Annotated in this window: 17 protein-coding genes; 10 read left to right on the top strand and 7 right to left on the bottom strand. The window is 67.2% G+C overall.

Translation table 11 applies throughout. The annotated features are described in order from the left end of the window. Positions 1-25 precede the first annotated feature (25 nt). The 5 genes from DVU99_RS01530 to DVU99_RS01510 all read left to right on the top strand — a co-directional run bounded on the left by DVU99_RS01530 (position 26) and on the right by DVU99_RS01510 (position 2883). Positions 26-841 (top strand): AraC family transcriptional regulator, encoded by an 816-nt coding sequence (locus tag DVU99_RS01530; protein WP_114238439.1) that lies wholly within the window; start codon positions 26-28, stop codon positions 839-841. Positions 842-909: 68 nt separating this feature from the next. Beyond that, positions 910-1755, top strand: a complete 846-nt coding sequence (locus DVU99_RS01525; RefSeq protein ID WP_114238438.1) for a DUF72 domain-containing protein — start codon at positions 910-912, stop codon at positions 1753-1755. A 58-nt stretch (positions 1756-1813) separates the two neighbouring features. Further along, positions 1814-2224, top strand: a complete 411-nt coding sequence (locus DVU99_RS01520; RefSeq protein WP_114238437.1) for a ribonuclease domain-containing protein — start codon at positions 1814-1816, stop codon at positions 2222-2224. Beyond that, complete coding sequence (locus DVU99_RS01515) at positions 2221-2655, top strand: barstar family protein (RefSeq protein WP_114238436.1); 435 nt, start codon at positions 2221-2223, stop codon at positions 2653-2655. The genes DVU99_RS01520 and DVU99_RS01515 overlap by 4 nt, the downstream gene beginning before the upstream one ends. A 6-nt stretch (positions 2656-2661) precedes the next feature. Beyond that, positions 2662-2883: an RNA-binding S4 domain-containing protein gene (locus DVU99_RS01510; protein WP_114238435.1), complete on the top strand. Its 222-nt coding sequence runs from the start codon at positions 2662-2664 to the stop codon at positions 2881-2883. A 15-nt stretch (positions 2884-2898) separates the two neighbouring features. On the opposite strand, the gene DVU99_RS01505 is transcribed toward DVU99_RS01510, so the two are convergent. Next, positions 2899-3720, bottom strand: coding sequence for an arylamine N-acetyltransferase (locus DVU99_RS01505; RefSeq protein ID WP_114238434.1), 822 nt, complete (start codon positions 3718-3720; stop codon positions 2899-2901). Positions 3721-3888: 168 nt separating this feature from the next. Between DVU99_RS01505 and msrA the strand changes: the two genes are divergently transcribed. After that, the gene (msrA, locus tag DVU99_RS01500; RefSeq protein WP_114238433.1) at positions 3889-4587 is read left to right on the top strand and encodes a peptide-methionine (S)-S-oxide reductase MsrA; all 699 of its coding nucleotides are present in this window, start codon (positions 3889-3891) and stop codon (positions 4585-4587) included. Positions 4588-4628: 41 nt separating this feature from the next. Here the strand turns inward: msrA and DVU99_RS01495 are convergent, their stop codons facing one another. From DVU99_RS01495 to hutU, 5 genes are all read right to left on the bottom strand, one after another. Further along, the gene (locus DVU99_RS01495) at positions 4629-7376 is read right to left on the bottom strand and encodes a bifunctional diguanylate cyclase/phosphodiesterase (protein WP_198670148.1); all 2748 of its coding nucleotides are present in this window, start codon (positions 7374-7376) and stop codon (positions 4629-4631) included. Positions 7377-7447: 71 nt separating this feature from the next. Then, the gene (locus DVU99_RS01490) at positions 7448-8221 is read right to left on the bottom strand and encodes a TenA family transcriptional regulator (protein ID WP_114238597.1); all 774 of its coding nucleotides are present in this window, start codon (positions 8219-8221) and stop codon (positions 7448-7450) included. A gap of 280 nt (positions 8222-8501) precedes the next feature. Continuing rightward, a complete protein-coding gene (locus DVU99_RS01485) occupies positions 8502-8891 on the bottom strand; it encodes an MAPEG family protein (RefSeq protein WP_114238432.1) in 390 nt (129 codons plus the stop codon). 55 nt (positions 8892-8946) lie between these two features. Further along, on the bottom strand, positions 8947-9966 hold the full coding sequence (bla, locus tag DVU99_RS01480) for a class A beta-lactamase (RefSeq protein WP_114238431.1): 1020 nt from the start codon (positions 9964-9966) through the stop codon (positions 8947-8949). Positions 9967-10094: 128 nt separating this feature from the next. Continuing rightward, a complete protein-coding gene (hutU, locus tag DVU99_RS01475; protein ID WP_114238430.1) occupies positions 10095-11765 on the bottom strand; it encodes a urocanate hydratase in 1671 nt (556 codons plus the stop codon). A gap of 214 nt (positions 11766-11979) precedes the next feature. Between hutU and DVU99_RS01470 the strand changes: the two genes are divergently transcribed. From DVU99_RS01470 to DVU99_RS01455, 4 genes are all read left to right on the top strand, one after another. Beyond that, the gene (locus DVU99_RS01470; RefSeq protein WP_114238429.1) at positions 11980-13065 is read left to right on the top strand and encodes a catalase family peroxidase; all 1086 of its coding nucleotides are present in this window, start codon (positions 11980-11982) and stop codon (positions 13063-13065) included. Continuing rightward, positions 13062-13634 (top strand): cytochrome b, encoded by a 573-nt coding sequence (locus DVU99_RS01465; RefSeq protein ID WP_114238428.1) that lies wholly within the window; start codon positions 13062-13064, stop codon positions 13632-13634. The genes DVU99_RS01470 and DVU99_RS01465 overlap by 4 nt, the downstream gene beginning before the upstream one ends. Positions 13635-13699: 65 nt before the next feature. Next, a complete protein-coding gene (locus tag DVU99_RS01460) occupies positions 13700-15190 on the top strand; it encodes a DNA-3-methyladenine glycosylase 2 family protein (RefSeq protein WP_114238427.1) in 1491 nt (496 codons plus the stop codon). Next, positions 15187-15717, top strand: a complete 531-nt coding sequence (locus DVU99_RS01455; RefSeq protein WP_114238426.1) for a methylated-DNA--[protein]-cysteine S-methyltransferase — start codon at positions 15187-15189, stop codon at positions 15715-15717. The genes DVU99_RS01460 and DVU99_RS01455 overlap by 4 nt, the downstream gene beginning before the upstream one ends. On the opposite strand, the gene DVU99_RS20015 is transcribed toward DVU99_RS01455, so the two are convergent. Then, entirely contained in the window at positions 15718-15906 is a 189-nt protein-coding gene (locus DVU99_RS20015; protein WP_232823404.1) for a hypothetical protein, read from the bottom strand. Between the last annotated feature and the right edge of the window lie 143 nt (positions 15907-16049).

The following is a 16049-nucleotide window of genomic DNA, read 5'->3' as shown; positions in this document are numbered from 1 at the left end:
TCGGGGCACGCTCCGGAGCCGGCCGATGGGACACCTCGTCGTTACCCCCGCACCGCCACTCGACGCCCTGGTAGCCCGCCTGTGGGACTGGGACATGCCGCCCGCAGGCCACCACTACGAGCGCGTGCTGCCGGTACCCGGCGCGGCCCTGATCATCAATCTCCACGAGGATGAAACGCGCGTCTACAGCGACGACAACGCGCGCCGCTGCACCAAGGCGCCCGCCGCCGTGATCGGCGGCCCCTGCCTGCGCAGCCAGATCATCGACACCGCCGAACAGGTACGGGTGATCGGCGTGGTATTCCGTCCGGGCGGCGCGCATGCGCTCACCGGGGAAGACCATGTCGTGCTGGTGGAACGCGACATCGGCCTGGAGGACCTGTTCGGCGCCAGTGCGCACCAGCTGCGCGAACGCCTGCTCGATACCGTGGAACCCTCTGCACGCCTGGCCCTGCTGGAACACTGGCTGCAGTCGCATATGCGCATGCCGCGGCTGGCCCCCGAGGTGGACTATGCCCTGGACGCCATCGCGCGTTGCCCGCAAGTGGCGCGCATCGGCGCGCTGGTGCGCGACACCGGCTTGTCCGAATACCGTTTCGGACGGCTGTTCCGCCGCCAGGTCGGCATGGGGCCCAAACGTTACGCGCGCCTGCTGCGCTTTCGCGCGGTGGTCGAAGCCGTGCACCACCAGCCATGCGTGGACTGGAGCCGCGTGGCCGCGGACGGCGGCTATGTGGACCAGCCGCACCTGGTGCGCGAATTCCATGACTTTGCCGGCATGACGCCCGGCGCCTTCATGGCGGCGCGCGGCCCCTACCCCAACCACCTTCCGCTGGACTGAGCGCCCCGCGCCCGCGGGAGACCGTCTTATCCGTGGCATCATGTTCCGCCCCAGCCGGGAGCGCCCCGATGCACGACGACCTGTTCTCCCGCCCCGCCGTCAACGACAGCGCTGCGCGTATCCGCGTCGGCATCGGCGGCTGGAACTTCGCGCCATGGCGCAACAATTTCTACCCCACCGGGCTGGTGCAGCGGCGCGAGCTGGAGTTCGCCAGCCGCCACCTGCGCGCCATCGAGATCAACGGCACCTTCTACGGTGCCCAGAAGCCCGCCACCTATGCCAAGTGGGCGGCGGAGACGCCGGAAGGTTTCGTGTTCTCGCTGAAGGCGCCGCGCTACATCACCGAGGGCAAGCGACTGGCGGATACGACGCGCGGCATCGACGGCTTCGTGTTCGGCGGCCTGGCCGAATTCGGCGACCGCCTGGGCCCCGTGCTGTGGCAGCTGCCGCCGTCGCGGCCCTTCGACGCGGACGACCTGGCGGCGTTTCTCGCGCTGCTGCCTGCCGAGCTCAATGGCCAGCCGATGCGCCATGTACTGGAAGTGCGCCACCCAAGCTTCCTCGACGAACGTTACGTGGCGCTGGCGCGCTCACGGGCCATTCCCACCGTGTTCACCGATTCGCCGCAGTACCCCTCGCTGGCCGACCTCACCGGCGACTTTGCCTATGCGCGCCTGATGCGCAGCCAGTCGCACATCGATACCGGCTATGCGGGCAACGAACTGGACGCGTGGAGCGAGCGGGCGCATCGCTGGGCCGGCGGCCATGACCTGCCCGAGTTGCCGCACGTGGCCGCACCGCTGGCCTCCGGCAAGCCGCGCGACGTGTTCATCTACTTCATCAGCAGCGCCAAGGAACGCAACCCCGCTGCGGCAATGGCGCTGCAGCACCGGGTCGACCAGTCCCCACGCTGAGCAGGATGCCCGCTGCCAGCGGAAGCTCTACACTTCGCATACGTTCCGGACCACAGTCATGCGCGCACTCAAACCCCTGCTGCTGATGGTCGTGCTGGCGATCGCCGCCCTGCTGTGGGGGCGGCATGCGCCGCTGCCTCCACCGGGCCATGTCGAAACCACCACCGCCCAGACAGGCGCCGCTGCCCGCCCGTTGCCGCCGTTCCTGCCGGCCGAGGCGACCGATACGCTGTCGCGCATCGCCCACGGTGGCCCGTTCGAGCATCGCCAGGATGGGGTGGTGTTCCAGAACCGCGAGGGGCGCCTGCCGTCCATGCCCGAGGGCTACTACCACGAGTACACCGTGGATACGCCCGGGCTGGACTATCGCGGGGCCCGCCGCATCATTACCGGCGGCACGCCGCCGCGCATCTACTACTACACCGATGACCACTACCGCACATTTCGCCAGTTCGAGGTATCACGATGAACGCCCAGTTTGATCTCGACTTTGGCGACGCCGAACACGGCGGCATATTCTTCGTCACTTCCGAAGACCTCGATCCACTGGGCGACGCCGCCGGCATGCAGGGCCTGCGTGTGTGCCGCATCAACCTGGGCGACTACACCGACCGCGAGTCGCTGTTCGATCGCCTGACTGTCGCGCTGCGCCTGCCGGACGATTTCGGCCGTAACTGGGATGCACTGGCCGACAGCCTGCGCGACCTGTCGTGGCTGAAGGCGACTGGCTACATCCTGCTGTTCGACCAGGCGCAGGACATGCGCGACCGCAGCGAGGACGATTTCGACGAGCTGCTGGATATCCTCGAAGAAACGGTCGATTACTGGCAGGATGCCGGCTCGCCGTTCTTCGCCTTTTTTGCGCTGCCCGAAAGCGCCTTTGACGACACCGACCACTGAGCCACCATGCAGGAAATCGATTTTGAACTGGACCGCGACCACGTCGAACTCAACCAGCTGCTGAAGCTGGTGGGGTTGTGCGACAGCGGCGGCGCGGGCAAGGCCATCGTGGCCAGCGGCGCGGTATCGGTGGACGGCGAGCAGGAGCTGCGCAAGACCTGCAAGATCCACGCAGGCCAGGTGGTGCAGATCGAAGACATCACCATCTACGTCAACGCCGCCGGCTGAGCCCGGCGGCGCGGTCTATTCGGGCATCGGCAGCGCGGCCAGCGCACGGTCCAGCGCCGGATGCCCGGGCAGCCGCAGGTCGAACTGCTGCTCCAGCACATGCCTGATCTCCTCCACGCTCTCCAGCGTGCGCCGTCGCGACTCGCCACCGGTCGGATGCACCACGAACTCGCGGTTGCGCAGGCCCAGCCGGCGATCGGACAGCGTGCGCGCCACGGTCAGGCCATGCAGGAAGTGTGACCCCGGATAGGTCGAGGTGTAGTGGTTGGCCACCACATAGTCGATCTGTTCGTGCGGCTGCAGGTCGAAGCGGTACAGGGTCTTCCACTCGTCGCGCACCAGCGACTGCATGCGCCAGTCACCATCGCGATGCAGCAGCCGGAACGGCTCGTTGCCGGTGACCTGTTCGATATCGGGCAACAGCCGCAGCGCCCCGCTGAGCGCCATGCTGCCAAAGCCCACGTCGACCAGCCAGCCGTGCCCGTCCAGCTCCACCCGCAGCAGCATGTGGGTCTGTGCGGCCACGGCGTCGTCGGGCTTCATCCACAGCACCCGCGCGATCAGGCCATGCGCCTCGAAACCGAGTGATCGCAGCACCTCCAGCAACAGGTGGTTTTGCTCGAAACAGTAGCCGCCACGATGCTCGTGCACGAGCTTGCGCTCGATCGCCGCCGACTCCAACGATACCGGCACGCGCAGCAGCGGGTCGAGGTTCTCGAACGGAATCGCCGCCACGTGGGCGGGGGTGAGCGCGCGCAGGGTCGACAGGTTGGCCTGCAGCGGACCGTCGTATCCGATGCGCCTGAGATAGGCGTTCAGGTCGATCACATGGCTCATGGGAGGGCCGTGCACAGGGGACCAGGCCAACATAACACGGCGTTGGCGCGCCCTTTGCGCAGCGCCGCGACGGCCGTGCGAGCATGCGAGGTAACCGGCCAGGGGCCGGCAGCGAATAGCAGGTTGTCGGCCGGGCACGTCCGCCCGGCGCCGCTGGAGCGTGACACCATGAGTATCCGCCGATTCGCGCTGTTTCCCTTCCTTGCCGGCCTGCTGGCCCTCGGCGCCTGCAGCCTGGCCTCGGCCGGCAGCGACTCGCCACCGCTGCCGGACCCCACCGTGGACGCCAGCCCTGCACAGGGCGAGCAGGTGGCCGTGCTTGCCGGCGGCTGCTTCTGGGGCCTGCAGTCGGTGTTCGAGCACGTCAAGGGCGTGCGCAAGGTGTGGGCCGGCTACGCCGGTGGCGCGGCGGATACCGCGCAGTATGAGCGGGTGAGCGACGGCGATACCGGCCATGCCGAATCGGTGAAGATCCTGTACGACCCGGCCAAGGTCAGCTACGGCCAGCTGCTGAAGGTGTACTTCTCGGTGGCCACCGACCCCACCCAGCTCAACCGCCAGGGGCCGGACGTCGGCAGCCAGTACCGCTCGGTGATCTTCTACGGCAGCGACGAGCAGAAGCGCGTCGCCAACGCCTACATCGCGCAACTGGGCGCGGCCCATGTGTTCGGCGAGCCGATCGTCACGCAGGTGGTGCCCCTGCACGGCTTCTACGTGGCCGAGGCCTATCACCAGGACTACGCCGAGCGGCATCCCGACGAGCCGTACATCGTGTTCAACGACGCGCCCAAGGTGGCTCGCCTGAAGCAGCTGTTCCCCACGCTGTACCAGCCGGAACAGAACGTGGTGCAGGTGCAGTTGCACTGATCCCGCCTGCAGGCCGACAGCCCTGCTGCGGCCTGCTCGGATCAGGCTTCGGGCGGTACCAGGCGCAGGTGCGAGGGACCGGGGCGCCGCTCCATCCCGAGCAATTGCACGATGGTGTCCGGGTGGACCGGCTTTGAATAAAGGAAACCCTGCCCCTCGGTACAGCCGGCACGCAGCAGGAAACGGTGTTGCTCTTCGGTCTCGATGCCCTCGGCGATCGGGCTGATGTCGAGCTTGCGGCAGAGCGTGAGCATCGCTTCCACGATCGCACCGTCGCTGCCATCGTCGGGAAGACCGGAGACGAAGCTCTGGTCGATCTTCAGGTAGGCGATGGCGCGCAGCTTCAGGTAGCTCATGGACGAATAGCCGGTGCCGAAATCATCGATGGCAACGCCTACCCCCAGCGCATGCAAGGCATGCAGGGTGCGCTCCATCTCCTCGCCCAGGCGCAGGATCGCGCCCTCGGTGATCTCCAGCATCAACCGCTCCGGCGCCAGCCGGCGTGATTCCAGCAGCGCGCGAATGTCATCGACGAAATTGGCCTGGCCGAACCAGTGCGCCGATACGTTTACCGCCATGCGCAACGGGGGCATGCCGGCCCTGTCCCACAGGTACATCTGGGTACTGGCGGCCTGCAGCACCCATTGGTCGATACGACGGATCAGGCCGAGCTTCTCCGCCATCGGGATGAACTCGCCCGGCGAGATTTCCCCGCGCCGGGGGTGATTCCAGCGCAGCAGCGCCTCGACCGCGATGATGCGCCCGCTGCGCATGTCCACGGTGGGCTGGTAGACCAGCCGGAATTCGTTTTCGGCGAGCGCCTTGCGCAGCTCCGAGGCCAGCGCGATGCGGCGCCGGGCATCCGCCTGCATGCGCGGCGAATAGAAGCGGAACGCGTTGCGCTCTTCCGTCTTGGCCGCGTACATGGCCGCGTCGGCATTGCTGATCAGCGTGGGCACGTCGGCCCCATCCAGCGGATAGCAGGCGATGCCGATGCTCGCGCTGAGCGCCACCTCGTACTCGCCCACCACCACCGGCGCGGCCAGCGCGGTCAGCAGGCGCCCGGCTACGGCGCTGGCCTGTTCGCGCGAATCGAGGCTGTCCAGCAGCACGGTGAACTCGTCTCCACCGATGCGCCCAGCCAGCCCGTGGTCGCCCAGCTCGTAGGCTATGCGCTCGGCCACCTTCACCAGCAGGTGGTCGCCAATCGCGTGGGTGTAGCTGTCGTTGACCGCCTTGAACGCATCCAGGTCGATGAACAGAACGGCAGCCATGCCGCGCTCGCGCTCGGCCTGCGCCACCGCCTGCACGCAACGGCGTTCGAACTCCATGCGGTTGGTCAGGCCGGTGAGTGGATCGTGTGCCGCCATGTACTGCAGGCGCTGCTCGTTCGCCTTGGCCGTGCTGATGTTGTTGAGCACGGCCACGTAATGCTGCACCCGCCCTTCGGCATTGCGGATCGCACTGATGCTCAGCAACTCGGGATAGACCGAGCCGTCCAGGCGACGGCTGCGCACCTCGCCCACCCAGTTGCCATCGGCCTCGATGGCGTCCCAGATCGCGTCCGGCAATGGCGAGCCGTCCGGCATCGAGCGCAACTCGTCGAAACGCACGTCCACCAGCGCCTGCGTGGTGAACCCGGTCATGCGGATATGCGCTGCGTTCACCCGCGTCACCCTTCGTTCGGCGTCGGCGATGATCACGCCCTCGGCGATGCCGGCCAGCGCCTCGGAGGCGATGCGGCGCTGTTGCTCCAGGTTCACGCGCTCGGTGATGTCGCGCATGATCGCCTGGCGCACGTTGCGGGTGCCCCATTGCGCCACGCTGCTGCGCATTTCCACCGGGCGCAGGCGGCCGTCGGGGCCGAGCATTTCGCCCGTGACCGCGCCGTCCGCGCGATGCAGCAACGGCACGAACAAATCCGACAGCGGCGTGCCCAGCAAGGCATCCAGGCTCTTGCCGGTCCACTGCATGGCGGTGGGGTTGGCGCCAAGGATGCGGCCGGTTTCCTCGTCTGCGATCACGATCGCGTCGGCGGCACTGTCGAACAGCAGGCTGTAGCGCTCCTCGGTGCCCCGGATGCGGGTGAGGATGCGCTGTGCCGTGACCAGCCACAGCAGCGACGCCAACACGGCGGTAAGGAATACGCAAAAGAACAGCACGCGGCCGAGCCAGATCGCGCCCTGCGCGACCTCCAGTGAAAACTCCTTGGTCAGCGGCTCCAGCCGATTGTTCAGTGCGTCGATGTGAGACAGCTGCTGCACGATCCACGCATGGTCGGGCTGCCCCTTGGCGTACGCCTGGTGCAGTTCGTCGGCGATCTGTTTCAGCTCGCGCAGCGGACCGTCGGCGGTACGCCATACGTTGACCGCCTCGCGCATGTGCGGCACCTGCGTGCAGCAGCGCAACATGAAGATCATGCCCGGCTTCGCGGCCGGCAAGATCTTGCCGCGCTCGAACGCACGGCTCACCGCGGCACGGTCGTACTTGCCCGAGGCGATCGCATCACGAGCCCAGCCATCGGAGGCCAGCAACCCGTAGTTGTCCTGGAACCCCGCCAATCGGTCGGTTGCGCCGGTTTCGGCGTAACCGACCAGGTCAATCACGGCCTGCTTCTGCGCCTTGCTCCAGACACTCTCGCCGTTGAGGAAACCGGCGAGAGTGACCTGGACCTGGAGCGCACCCCAGGTAAGCAGGAGCAGGAGGCCGATGACGGCCACCAGCCCGTAGGCCAGCGGCCTCAAGCGTCGGGACAGCGGTCTTCGAGAGGTGCTACGGACGGAATCCATGGCGTCCCTTGTACATGACCACTTCATAAAGCTACATCTCGTCCCGTCACGCTGTCGACGACGAGAGCCCGTTACGCCGCCTGTTCTTCCACCTCTTCCGCATACGGCTTGACCAGGCAACGCTCCAGCCCGTAATGGAGGCTGACATAGCTGCGCTCGATGCACTCCCGCAGGTGGTCCACTTCCTCGGGCGCCGGATGGTTGCCCATCAGGGTACAGACAATCTCAAGCGCTTCCCACGGGTGGGTATCGTCATAGGCCGCGTGCAACTGTAGCCAGCGCAGCGTGGCCTTGCGCCCGGCGGCCGGCAGGCTCTGGGCATAGGCAAGGCTGTCGAACACCTTCTGCGACCACTCGCCGGTGACGCCCTCGATGGCGTAGTTGGTGGCAGCCATGCCGGCGGCCAGCGTGTCGTTGCCACACACCTCATGGCACCATTCGGCGGCGGCCTGGGTGCCGCGCGGAGGGCGGCCGTTCAACACGACGTCCCTGGCGATACCCGCACCCTCGGCCCAGTCCAGCCAGTACTCGGCATGGTTCTGCTCTACGCGGATGTTGCGCACCAGCCAGCGACGGGCGAGGTTGTCGCCGACGCTTCGGCCGTACTGGGTCTTCAGCAGGTTCTGCGCCATGAACGACGGGAAACGCTCGATCAGCGACCAGGTACCCACCATGAAATTGCGCATCGTGGCCTGGTCGATATGGCCTTCGCTCATCATGTCCCACATCACGTGGTCACGGACGCTACGGCGGGCGGGTTCGCAGGCCTCCACCAGCTCCTGCACCCAACGCGGGTAGCTGGTCAGTTCGGTCAGCGTGCCGGTGCGTTCGAAATGAGTGTTCATGCAGTTCTCCAATGTCATCAGTGAGGAAACCGCCGGCACCTCGCCGACGGCCCGGCGCAGACGCGCCGGAACCGCATAGTGGTCATGCACTGGTGTCTTGCGAACACCGCCGACCACAAGCCGCCTCAAGTAAGCGAGGCAAACCACTGATTAAATTGAACAACATGCAACCCGCGCCTGTTCGGGGAGTGCCCGGAAACAGGCGCAGGAGTCAAGCTTTCGCCGCCAGAAAATCGACGCGCGTCAATTTTTCGACACGCGCGAACTAGCGTTTTGTGGGCTAGAACAGCGCCCGCAGCACCATCACGATGCCCACCACGGACACCAGCCAGACCAGGGTGCGCACATAGGGGATGCCGATGGTGTAGATCGGCAGGTACGCCACGCGCGCCCACACATACAACTGCACGCCGAGCGCACTGCCCGCGCTGCAGCGCTGCGCGAACACCACCGCGAGCACCGCCGCGGCAAAGAAGGCGAATGTCTCCAGGAAATTGTGGCGGGCCCGGTCGGCACGGGCGGCGGCGCCAGTGAGCGGCGCAGGTTCGCCATCGCGATTGCTTGCGTTCCACTTCAGGCCACGCTGACCAGTCGACAGCGTCGCCGCAAACAGCACGTAGACCAGGCCCAGCACGACAGCGCACCCCAACATCGTCAGCTCGATCGGCATACCCCACCTCCCCGTTGGATGTGGCGCCATCTTGCGCGCGCCAGCCCGGGACCGGCTAGGGGTGGGCGGCAGCGGCGAGGTCGCGGGCGAACGTAGCGAACAGTGCATCGCGCGCCTGGGGCGTGGCCGGCGAGTCGAGCAGGAATGCCGCCACGATCAACACGCGGCCATCGGGCCAGGTCGCGATGCCGATGTCGTTGTAGGCTGCAGTGCGGCCGTTGAACGCCCCACTGGTGCCGGTCTTGTCGGCAAAGCGCACCCCTTGCGGCAGGCCCGCGCGCAAGCGGTTGGGAATGGTCTGCGCGGCCATCAGGCCCAGCAGGTGCTGCGTCGATGCCGGCGACAGCAGCTCGCCGCCGCCCAGCTTGCGCAAGAACATGACGGCGGCGTCGGGCGTGCTGCGGTTGCGCGGATCGTCGAGGAACGCCTGGTAGCCGCGCGCGAACCGCTGGTCCTGGGCCTGCTCCGATTCATGGGCCGGGGCGCTGCCGCCCTGCCCCAGCCCCCTCATGACCTGCGCGACGCCGGCTTCGTCCTGGTCCACGCGCAGTCCGTCGATGCCATGGGCATGCAGGAACGCGGTGACCTCGTCGGGGCGCACCACCTTCAGCAACGCATCCACCGCCGTGTTGTCGCTTTCGCTGACCGCGGCCTTGAGCAACTGCTCCACGGTGAAGCTCATCTGCTCGCCCCGGAAGCGCGCGCCGATGGAAGGCACGGCCGAACCGGACAACACGTCGCTGCGATGAATAGTGACGCGCTGGTCCAGCGACAGCGTGCCGGCATCCACCCTGGAAAGCACGGCGGCCGCCACCGGCGCCTTGAACACACTCATCATCGGGAACGGCTTGTCGGCGTTGACGCCTGCCGTCGCGCCGGTCTTGAGGTCCAGCACGGCCACGCCCAGCGTGCCCGGGCGGGCGCGCGCGGCATAGGCATCGACCACCCGCTGCAAGGCTGCCGCGTCGGCCACGGCAGGCGCACCATCGGTGGCGCTGGCTGGCAAGAAGGGAGCAAGCAGGGCCAGCGCGAGTGCGCTGCCCAGCAGCGGACGAAACCAGGGAGAGCGGGACATGGGCATTCCTTACCGGGGTGATCGAACCGGCCAGCACTCTCGCATGGCAATCTGGCAAAACCATGGCCGGCGACGGGCGGTGCCACGCCGGCCGTGTCCCGCACCGGTGGTGCGGGACAGCTGCACGCTCACAGCATGGGCAGCTTCAGGCCCTGCTCCCGGGCGCACTCGATGGCGATCTCGTAGCCGGCATCGGCATGACGCATCACACCGGTGCCCGGATCGTTCCACAGCACGCGCGCGATGCGCTGGTCGGCCGCTTCGCTGCCGTCGCACACGATCACCACGCCAGAGTGCTGCGAATACCCCATGCCCACGCCGCCGCCATGGTGCAGCGAGACCCAGGTGGCGCCGCCGGCCACATTGAGCATGGCGTTCAGCAGCGGCCAGTCACTGACCGCGTCGGAGCCGTCGCGCATCGCCTCGGTTTCGCGGTTCGGGCTGGCGACGGAGCCGGAGTCCAGATGATCGCGACCGATCACCACCGGCGCCTTCAGCTCGCCGTTGCGCACCATCTCGTTGAACGCCAGGCCCAGCTTGTGGCGCAGGCCCAGGCCTACCCAGCAGATGCGCGCCGGCAGGCCCTGGAAGCTGATGCGCTCCTTGGCCATGTCCAGCCAGCGGTGCAGGTGCGGGTCATCCGGAATCAGCTCCTTCACCTTCTGGTCGGTCTTGTAGATGTCCTCCGGATCGCCGGACAGCGCCACCCAGCGGAACGGACCCACGCCGCGGCAGAACAGCGGACGCACGAACGCCGGCACGAAGCCGGGGAATGCGAACGCATTGTCCAGGCCTTCGTCCTTCGCCATCTGGCGGATGTTGTTGCCGTAGTCGAAGGTGGGAATGCCCTGCGCATGGAACGCCAGCATGGCTTCCACGTGCGTCTTCATCGACTGCTTGGCGGCCTTGGCGGTGCCGGCCGGGTCGCTCTTGCGACGCTCGAACCACTGCTCCACCGTCCAGCCGCTGGGCAGGTAGCCATTGACCGGATCGTGCGCGCTGGTCTGGTCGGTAACCGCGTCCGGACGCACGCCACGACGCACCAGCTCGGGCAGCACGTCGGCGGCATTGCCGAGCAGCGCGATGGACTTCGCCTCGCCAGCGGCGGTGTACTTTGCGATGCGCGCCAGCGCGTCGTCGAGGTCGGTCGCCTGTTCGTCGACATAGCGCGTCTTCAGGCGGAAATCGATGCTCCTCTGCTGGCACTCGATATTGAGCGAGCACGCGCCCGCCAAGGTCGCCGCGAGCGGCTGCGCGCCCCCCATGCCGCCGAGGCCGGCGGTGAGGATCCACTTGCCCTTGAGGCTGCCGTTGTAATGCTGGCGGCCCATTTCCACGAACGTTTCGTAGGTGCCCTGCACGATGCCCTGCGAACCGATGTAGATCCACGAGCCGGCCGTCATCTGGCCGTACATCATCAGGCCCTTCTTATCGAGCTCGTTGAAGTGCTCCCAGTTCGCCCAGGCCGGCACCAGGTTGGAATTGGCAAGCAGCACGCGCGGTGCGTCCGGATGCGTGGGAAACACGCCGACCGGCTTGCCGGACTGGATCAGCAGCGTCTCGTTGTCGTTGAGTTCGCGCAACGCGCGCAGGATCGCGTCAAAACATTCCCAGTTGCGCGCGGCGCGGCCAATGCCGCCGTAGACCACCAGCTCGGCCGGATTCTCGGCCACCTCGGGGTCGAGGTTGTTCTGCAGCATGCGGAACGGCGCCTCGGTGAGCCAGCTCTTGCAGTTGAGCGCGGAGCCACGCGGGGCGCGGATGGTACGGGTGGTGTCGATACGGGTCGGAGCATTCATACAGGGAGCCCGGCGGATGTGAAACCCCGATTGTGGCGAGCCGGCCCCGCTCCCGCAAACCGCAGTGCGGCAAAAGTAACCACGTTCGACCAGCGGGCGAACAAGCCCTGATGCCACGAGGGGTTCGCCCAGGACTATGCTTGCCCGGGGAATCGATCCGCGCTTGGCCCGTCGCACCACGTATCCCACACGTCTGACCTGCCAGGAGTCGCTCATGAACGACCCGTCTCCCCCCGCTCGCCGAACCGAAGCGCATCTTGGCGCCTGGGCGCTGATCTTCGCCGTCGCGGCCTTCGCGGTGGTTGCATTTGCCTATGTCGGCGGCTGGCTCGCCCCGAACCGACTCACCCCGGCCCGCATGGTCAATCAGTTCCAGCTCAATGCAGGCACGTTTCCGGGCTATCGCCGCAACCACGCCAAGGGCGTGTGCGTCACCGGCTACTTCGAGAGCAACGCCGGGGCCCGGCCCTATTCCAGCGCACAGGTATTTGCGTCCGGGCGCACGCCGGTGGTGGGCCGCTTCGCGCTTCCCACCTCCAACCCGCATGCGCCGGACAGCAGCGTGCCTATCCGCAGCATGGCATTGCGCTTTGCGCTGGCCAACGGTCAGCAATGGCGTACCGGCATGAACGACATGCCGGTGTTTCCGGTCAGTACGCCCGAGGCGTTCTACGAGCTGCTGAAGGCCCAGCAGCCCGACCCGGCAACCGGCAAACCTGATCCGGCCAAGCTCGGTGCGTTCTTTGGCAGTCATCCCGAAAGCGGCCCGTTCCTGGCCTGGGTCAAAACGGCGAAGCCCTCTGCCAGCTACGCCACCGAAACGTATGAAAGCCTCAATGCGTTCGTGTTTGTCGGGGCCGATGGCGTGCGCCATCCGGTGCGCTGGCGCATGGTGACCGAAACCACGGATGGCGGCAGCGACACCGGCAAGGCCGGCGACCCTGATTACCTCGAGGCCGACCTGACCGAGCGCCTGTCCCAGGGGCCGTTACGCTGGCACTTGCTGGTGACGTTGGCCGAACCTGGCGACCCGACGAACGACGCCACCAAGGCGTGGCCGGACAACCGGCGAACGGTCGATGCCGGCACGCTGGTGATCGAACATGCCGAGCCGCAGCAAAACGGCCCGTGCCGCGACATCAACTATGACCCGCTGGTGCTGCCGGCAGGCATCGAGGCATCGGATGATCCACTGTTGCCGGCACGCTCGGCCGCCTACGCCACCTCGTACCTGCGCCGCACCAGCGAAGAAGCCCACCTGCCCGGCACGGCAACCGCACAACCGGAGGCACGGCCATGACCACCGATACGCAGACCTTCACCCTGGCCGCCCGCGTGCTGCACTGGCTGATGGCGATCTTGATACTGACCATGCTGTTCATCGGCGTCGGCATGGTGGCGTCGGTATCGGAGCGCCACGAACTGCTCATACGCATTCACAAGCCTCTGGGCATCGCGATCCTGGTGCTGGCCGTGCTGCGCCTGGTCGTGCGCCTGCGCCACCCGCCGCCGCCGCTGCCAGCCGATATGCCGGCGCTGCAAACGCTGGCGGCGATCGCATCGCACTGGTTGCTATACGCGCTGATGCTGACGCTGCCGCTGGTGGGCTGGGCGATGCTGTCGGCCGGCGGCTACCCGGTGATGTTGAGCGAGTCGTTGCGGCTGCCGCCGATCTTTCCGGTCAGCCCGGTGGCATTTGCGGTCCTGCGACATGCGCATGCGTGGCTCGCGATGCTGCTGTACCTGACGTTCCTGGGCCACATGTCGGCGGCGCTCTATCACGGATTGATCCGGCGCGACGGCGTGCTTTCCAGCATGACCGGCTACCGCCCGGCCAGTCACGTGCATGAGCTTCCGCGACAGCCCTGAGCGTTGCGGGCATTGATGTCCGAAAACGGCGAGTCATCGCTTCCGAGCGGTGCTAGCCTGTGCTCATGTCTCACACCCATGACCGTCCGCTTCCCGATGTGCGCGCCTGCGAGCAGGCGCGCCTCAGCCGTGATGCACGTTTTGACGGCTTGTTCTTCACCGCCGTTACCAGCACGCGCATCTATTGCCGCCCGGTCTGTCCCGCGCCGTCGCCCAAGCCGCAAAACGTGCGCTATTACGCGAACGCCGCCGCGGCGGAGGCGGCGGGTTTCCGTCCCTGCCTGCGCTGCCGGCCGGAACTCGCACCAGGCAACGATGCATGGCAACGCGGCGACCACGTCATTGCGCGAACGCTGAAACTGATGGAAGGCGGCGCGCTGGACGAACTGTCGATGGACGCGATGGCCGAGCGCGTCGGATTAGGTGCGCGCCAGCTGCGTCGCCTGTTCGTCGAAAGGCTCGGCGCGCCGCCGATCAGCGTGCACACCACGCGCCGCCTGTTGTTTGCCAAGCAACTTTTGACGGAGACCACGCTGCCGGTGACGGAAGTGGCGCTCGCGTCTGGCTTCCACAGCCTGCGTCGCTTCAATGCAGCGTTCCAGCAGGCGAACCACATTGCCCCGCGCGAACTGCGCCGACACCCTCGGGTGACTGACGACGATGCGATCACGCTGCGCCTCGGCTATCGCCCGCCGTATGACTTCGAGGCAATGCTCGCGTTCCTGCGTGGACGCGCGCTTCCCGGCGTGGAAATGGTGAACGAACACGGCTACGCGCGGGTATTCGGTTCGGCCGAAGCACCGGGTTGGCTGCAGTTGAGTGCATGGCCCGGCGAGCAGCATGCGCTGCGGTTGCGCCTGCACTGCCCCGATCCCTCCCGGATGCTGGCCGTGGTGTCGAAGCTGCGGCGCATGTTCGACCTGGATGCAAATCCCGGCTCGATCAGCGAGACGCTGCGGGAAAGCCCTGTGCTCAGGCCACTGCTGCGCAAGCGCCCCGGGCTGCGCCTGCCGGGCGGCTGGGATGGCTTCGAGATCGCGGTGCGCGCGATCCTGGGCCAGCAGGTCAGCGTGGCCGCGGCGCGCACGCTGGCGACGCGTATCGTGCAGCGCTTTGGTACGCCCGTGGCTTCGCCGGTGGAAGGCCTCCAACGCCTGTTTCCCGGCCCGGAAGCGCTGGCCGACACGGATCTGCGCGAGATCGGCCTGACCACGGCGCGCGCTGCCACTGTGCGCGGGGTTGCCCAGGCTTTGCTGGATGGCCGCATCGACTTCCGCAGCGAGCAGCCGCTCGACGAATTCGTCGAACGCTGGGTGGCGCTGCCAGGCATCGGCGAATGGACCGCGCACTACATGGCGATGCGTGCGCTCAGCCATCCGGATGCGTTCCCTGCAGCCGACCTGATCCTGCGGCGCGCCGCATCCGGCGAAGGCGCAGAGCTGAGCACGAAGGCGCTCACGTCGCTCGCCGAGGCATGGCGACCGTGGCGGGCGTATGCGGTCATGCACCTGTGGCGCCACGCCAGCGATATGGCCGCTGCGAGGAAAGCCGCATGAACGCGTTGCCGTTGCACTACGACGAGATGCCCACGCCCATCGGCACGCTGCGCCTGATAGCCGATGCGCGCGGCCTGCGCGAGATCTGGTTCGATCGCGGAAGGGCGCAGAAGACGGAGCAACCGGACTGGGTGCACAACCCGCCCATGCTCGCCGCCGCGCGCCGCCAGCTCGAAGAATATTTCGATGGCACGCGTCGGCAATTCGAACTGGCGCTGCATCCGCAGGGCACGGCATTCCAGCTGTCGGTGTGGTGGGAGCTGGCACGCATTCCCTATGGCGGTACGATCAGCTACGCGGAGCTGGCCCGCCGCATTGGCCAGCCGAACGCGATGCGCGCCGTCGGCGCCGCGAACGGACGCAATCCATTGCCCATCGTGCTGCCCTGTCATCGTGTCATCGGCAGCAATGGCAGTCTCACCGGCTTCGGTGGCGGCCTGCCGACGAAGCGTTTCCTGCTCGATCTGGAAAACCGCGATTGCGCCGCGGACCTGTTCGGCCCCGGCCTGCACGCGATGCAGCGCTGATCAACGACCCGCGGCGGCCGGCGGCGGTGTGACCGCGTTCTGGTACTGATCGAGGAAATCGCGGCGGCCAGGCTGCAGGCCGTCGCTGCCCACGCGATGCTCGATCTCTGCAGTGGCGGTGCCGTCGCTGGTGGCGGCGTGCTTCGTTGCGGCCACGCCATGTGCCGGCTTGGCCTTCTGCATGGCCATGGCCTTGCCCCGCTCAACATGCCCCCCCGTCGGCGCACTGGACGCCACCGCCGGCTGCTGCGCCAGCGCGTCGCCGGTCACAAAAGCCAGCGCCAGCGTGGCGCCCAAACAGAAAAGACGTGTAATGGTCATCTCGGTGGGGG

The organism is Dyella sp. C9, assembly GCF_003332825.1.
In the GTDB taxonomy this organism is placed as follows: Bacteria; Pseudomonadota; Gammaproteobacteria; order Xanthomonadales; family Rhodanobacteraceae; genus Dyella.
The sequence above is the reverse complement of the archived record's forward strand: the minus strand, read 5'-3'. Positions and strand labels throughout refer to the sequence as shown.

Excerpts from the sequence above, each read along its gene's own strand:
- DVU99_RS01495 (WP_198670148.1), bottom strand. The coding sequence starts at position 7,376 with ATGGATTCCGTCCGTAGCACCTCTCGAAGACCGCTGTCCCGACGCTTG.
- DVU99_RS01485 (WP_114238432.1), bottom strand. The coding sequence starts at position 8,891 with ATGCCGATCGAGCTGACGATGTTGGGGTGCGCTGTCGTGCTGGGCCTG.
- DVU99_RS01470 (WP_114238429.1), top strand. The coding sequence starts at position 11,980 with ATGAACGACCCGTCTCCCCCCGCTCGCCGAACCGAAGCGCATCTTGGC.
- DVU99_RS01455 (WP_114238426.1), top strand. The coding sequence starts at position 15,187 with ATGAACGCGTTGCCGTTGCACTACGACGAGATGCCCACGCCCATCGGC.
- DVU99_RS01510 (WP_114238435.1), top strand. The coding sequence starts at position 2,662 with ATGCAGGAAATCGATTTTGAACTGGACCGCGACCACGTCGAACTCAAC.
- DVU99_RS20015 (WP_232823404.1), bottom strand. The coding sequence starts at position 15,906 with ATGGCCATGCAGAAGGCCAAGCCGGCACATGGCGTGGCCGCAACGAAG.
- DVU99_RS01460 (WP_114238427.1), top strand. The coding sequence starts at position 13,700 with ATGTCTCACACCCATGACCGTCCGCTTCCCGATGTGCGCGCCTGCGAG.
- msrA (WP_114238433.1), top strand. The coding sequence starts at position 3,889 with ATGAGTATCCGCCGATTCGCGCTGTTTCCCTTCCTTGCCGGCCTGCTG.
- DVU99_RS01465 (WP_114238428.1), top strand. The coding sequence starts at position 13,062 with ATGACCACCGATACGCAGACCTTCACCCTGGCCGCCCGCGTGCTGCAC.
- DVU99_RS01490 (WP_114238597.1), bottom strand. The coding sequence starts at position 8,221 with ATGAACACTCATTTCGAACGCACCGGCACGCTGACCGAACTGACCAGC.
- DVU99_RS01505 (WP_114238434.1), bottom strand. The coding sequence starts at position 3,720 with ATGAGCCATGTGATCGACCTGAACGCCTATCTCAGGCGCATCGGATAC.
- bla (WP_114238431.1), bottom strand. The coding sequence starts at position 9,966 with ATGTCCCGCTCTCCCTGGTTTCGTCCGCTGCTGGGCAGCGCACTCGCG.
- DVU99_RS01515 (WP_114238436.1), top strand. The coding sequence starts at position 2,221 with ATGAACGCCCAGTTTGATCTCGACTTTGGCGACGCCGAACACGGCGGC.
- DVU99_RS01525 (WP_114238438.1), top strand. The coding sequence starts at position 910 with ATGCACGACGACCTGTTCTCCCGCCCCGCCGTCAACGACAGCGCTGCG.
- DVU99_RS01520 (WP_114238437.1), top strand. The coding sequence starts at position 1,814 with ATGCGCGCACTCAAACCCCTGCTGCTGATGGTCGTGCTGGCGATCGCC.
- DVU99_RS01530 (WP_114238439.1), top strand. The coding sequence starts at position 26 with ATGGGACACCTCGTCGTTACCCCCGCACCGCCACTCGACGCCCTGGTA.
- hutU (WP_114238430.1), bottom strand. The coding sequence starts at position 11,765 with ATGAATGCTCCGACCCGTATCGACACCACCCGTACCATCCGCGCCCCG.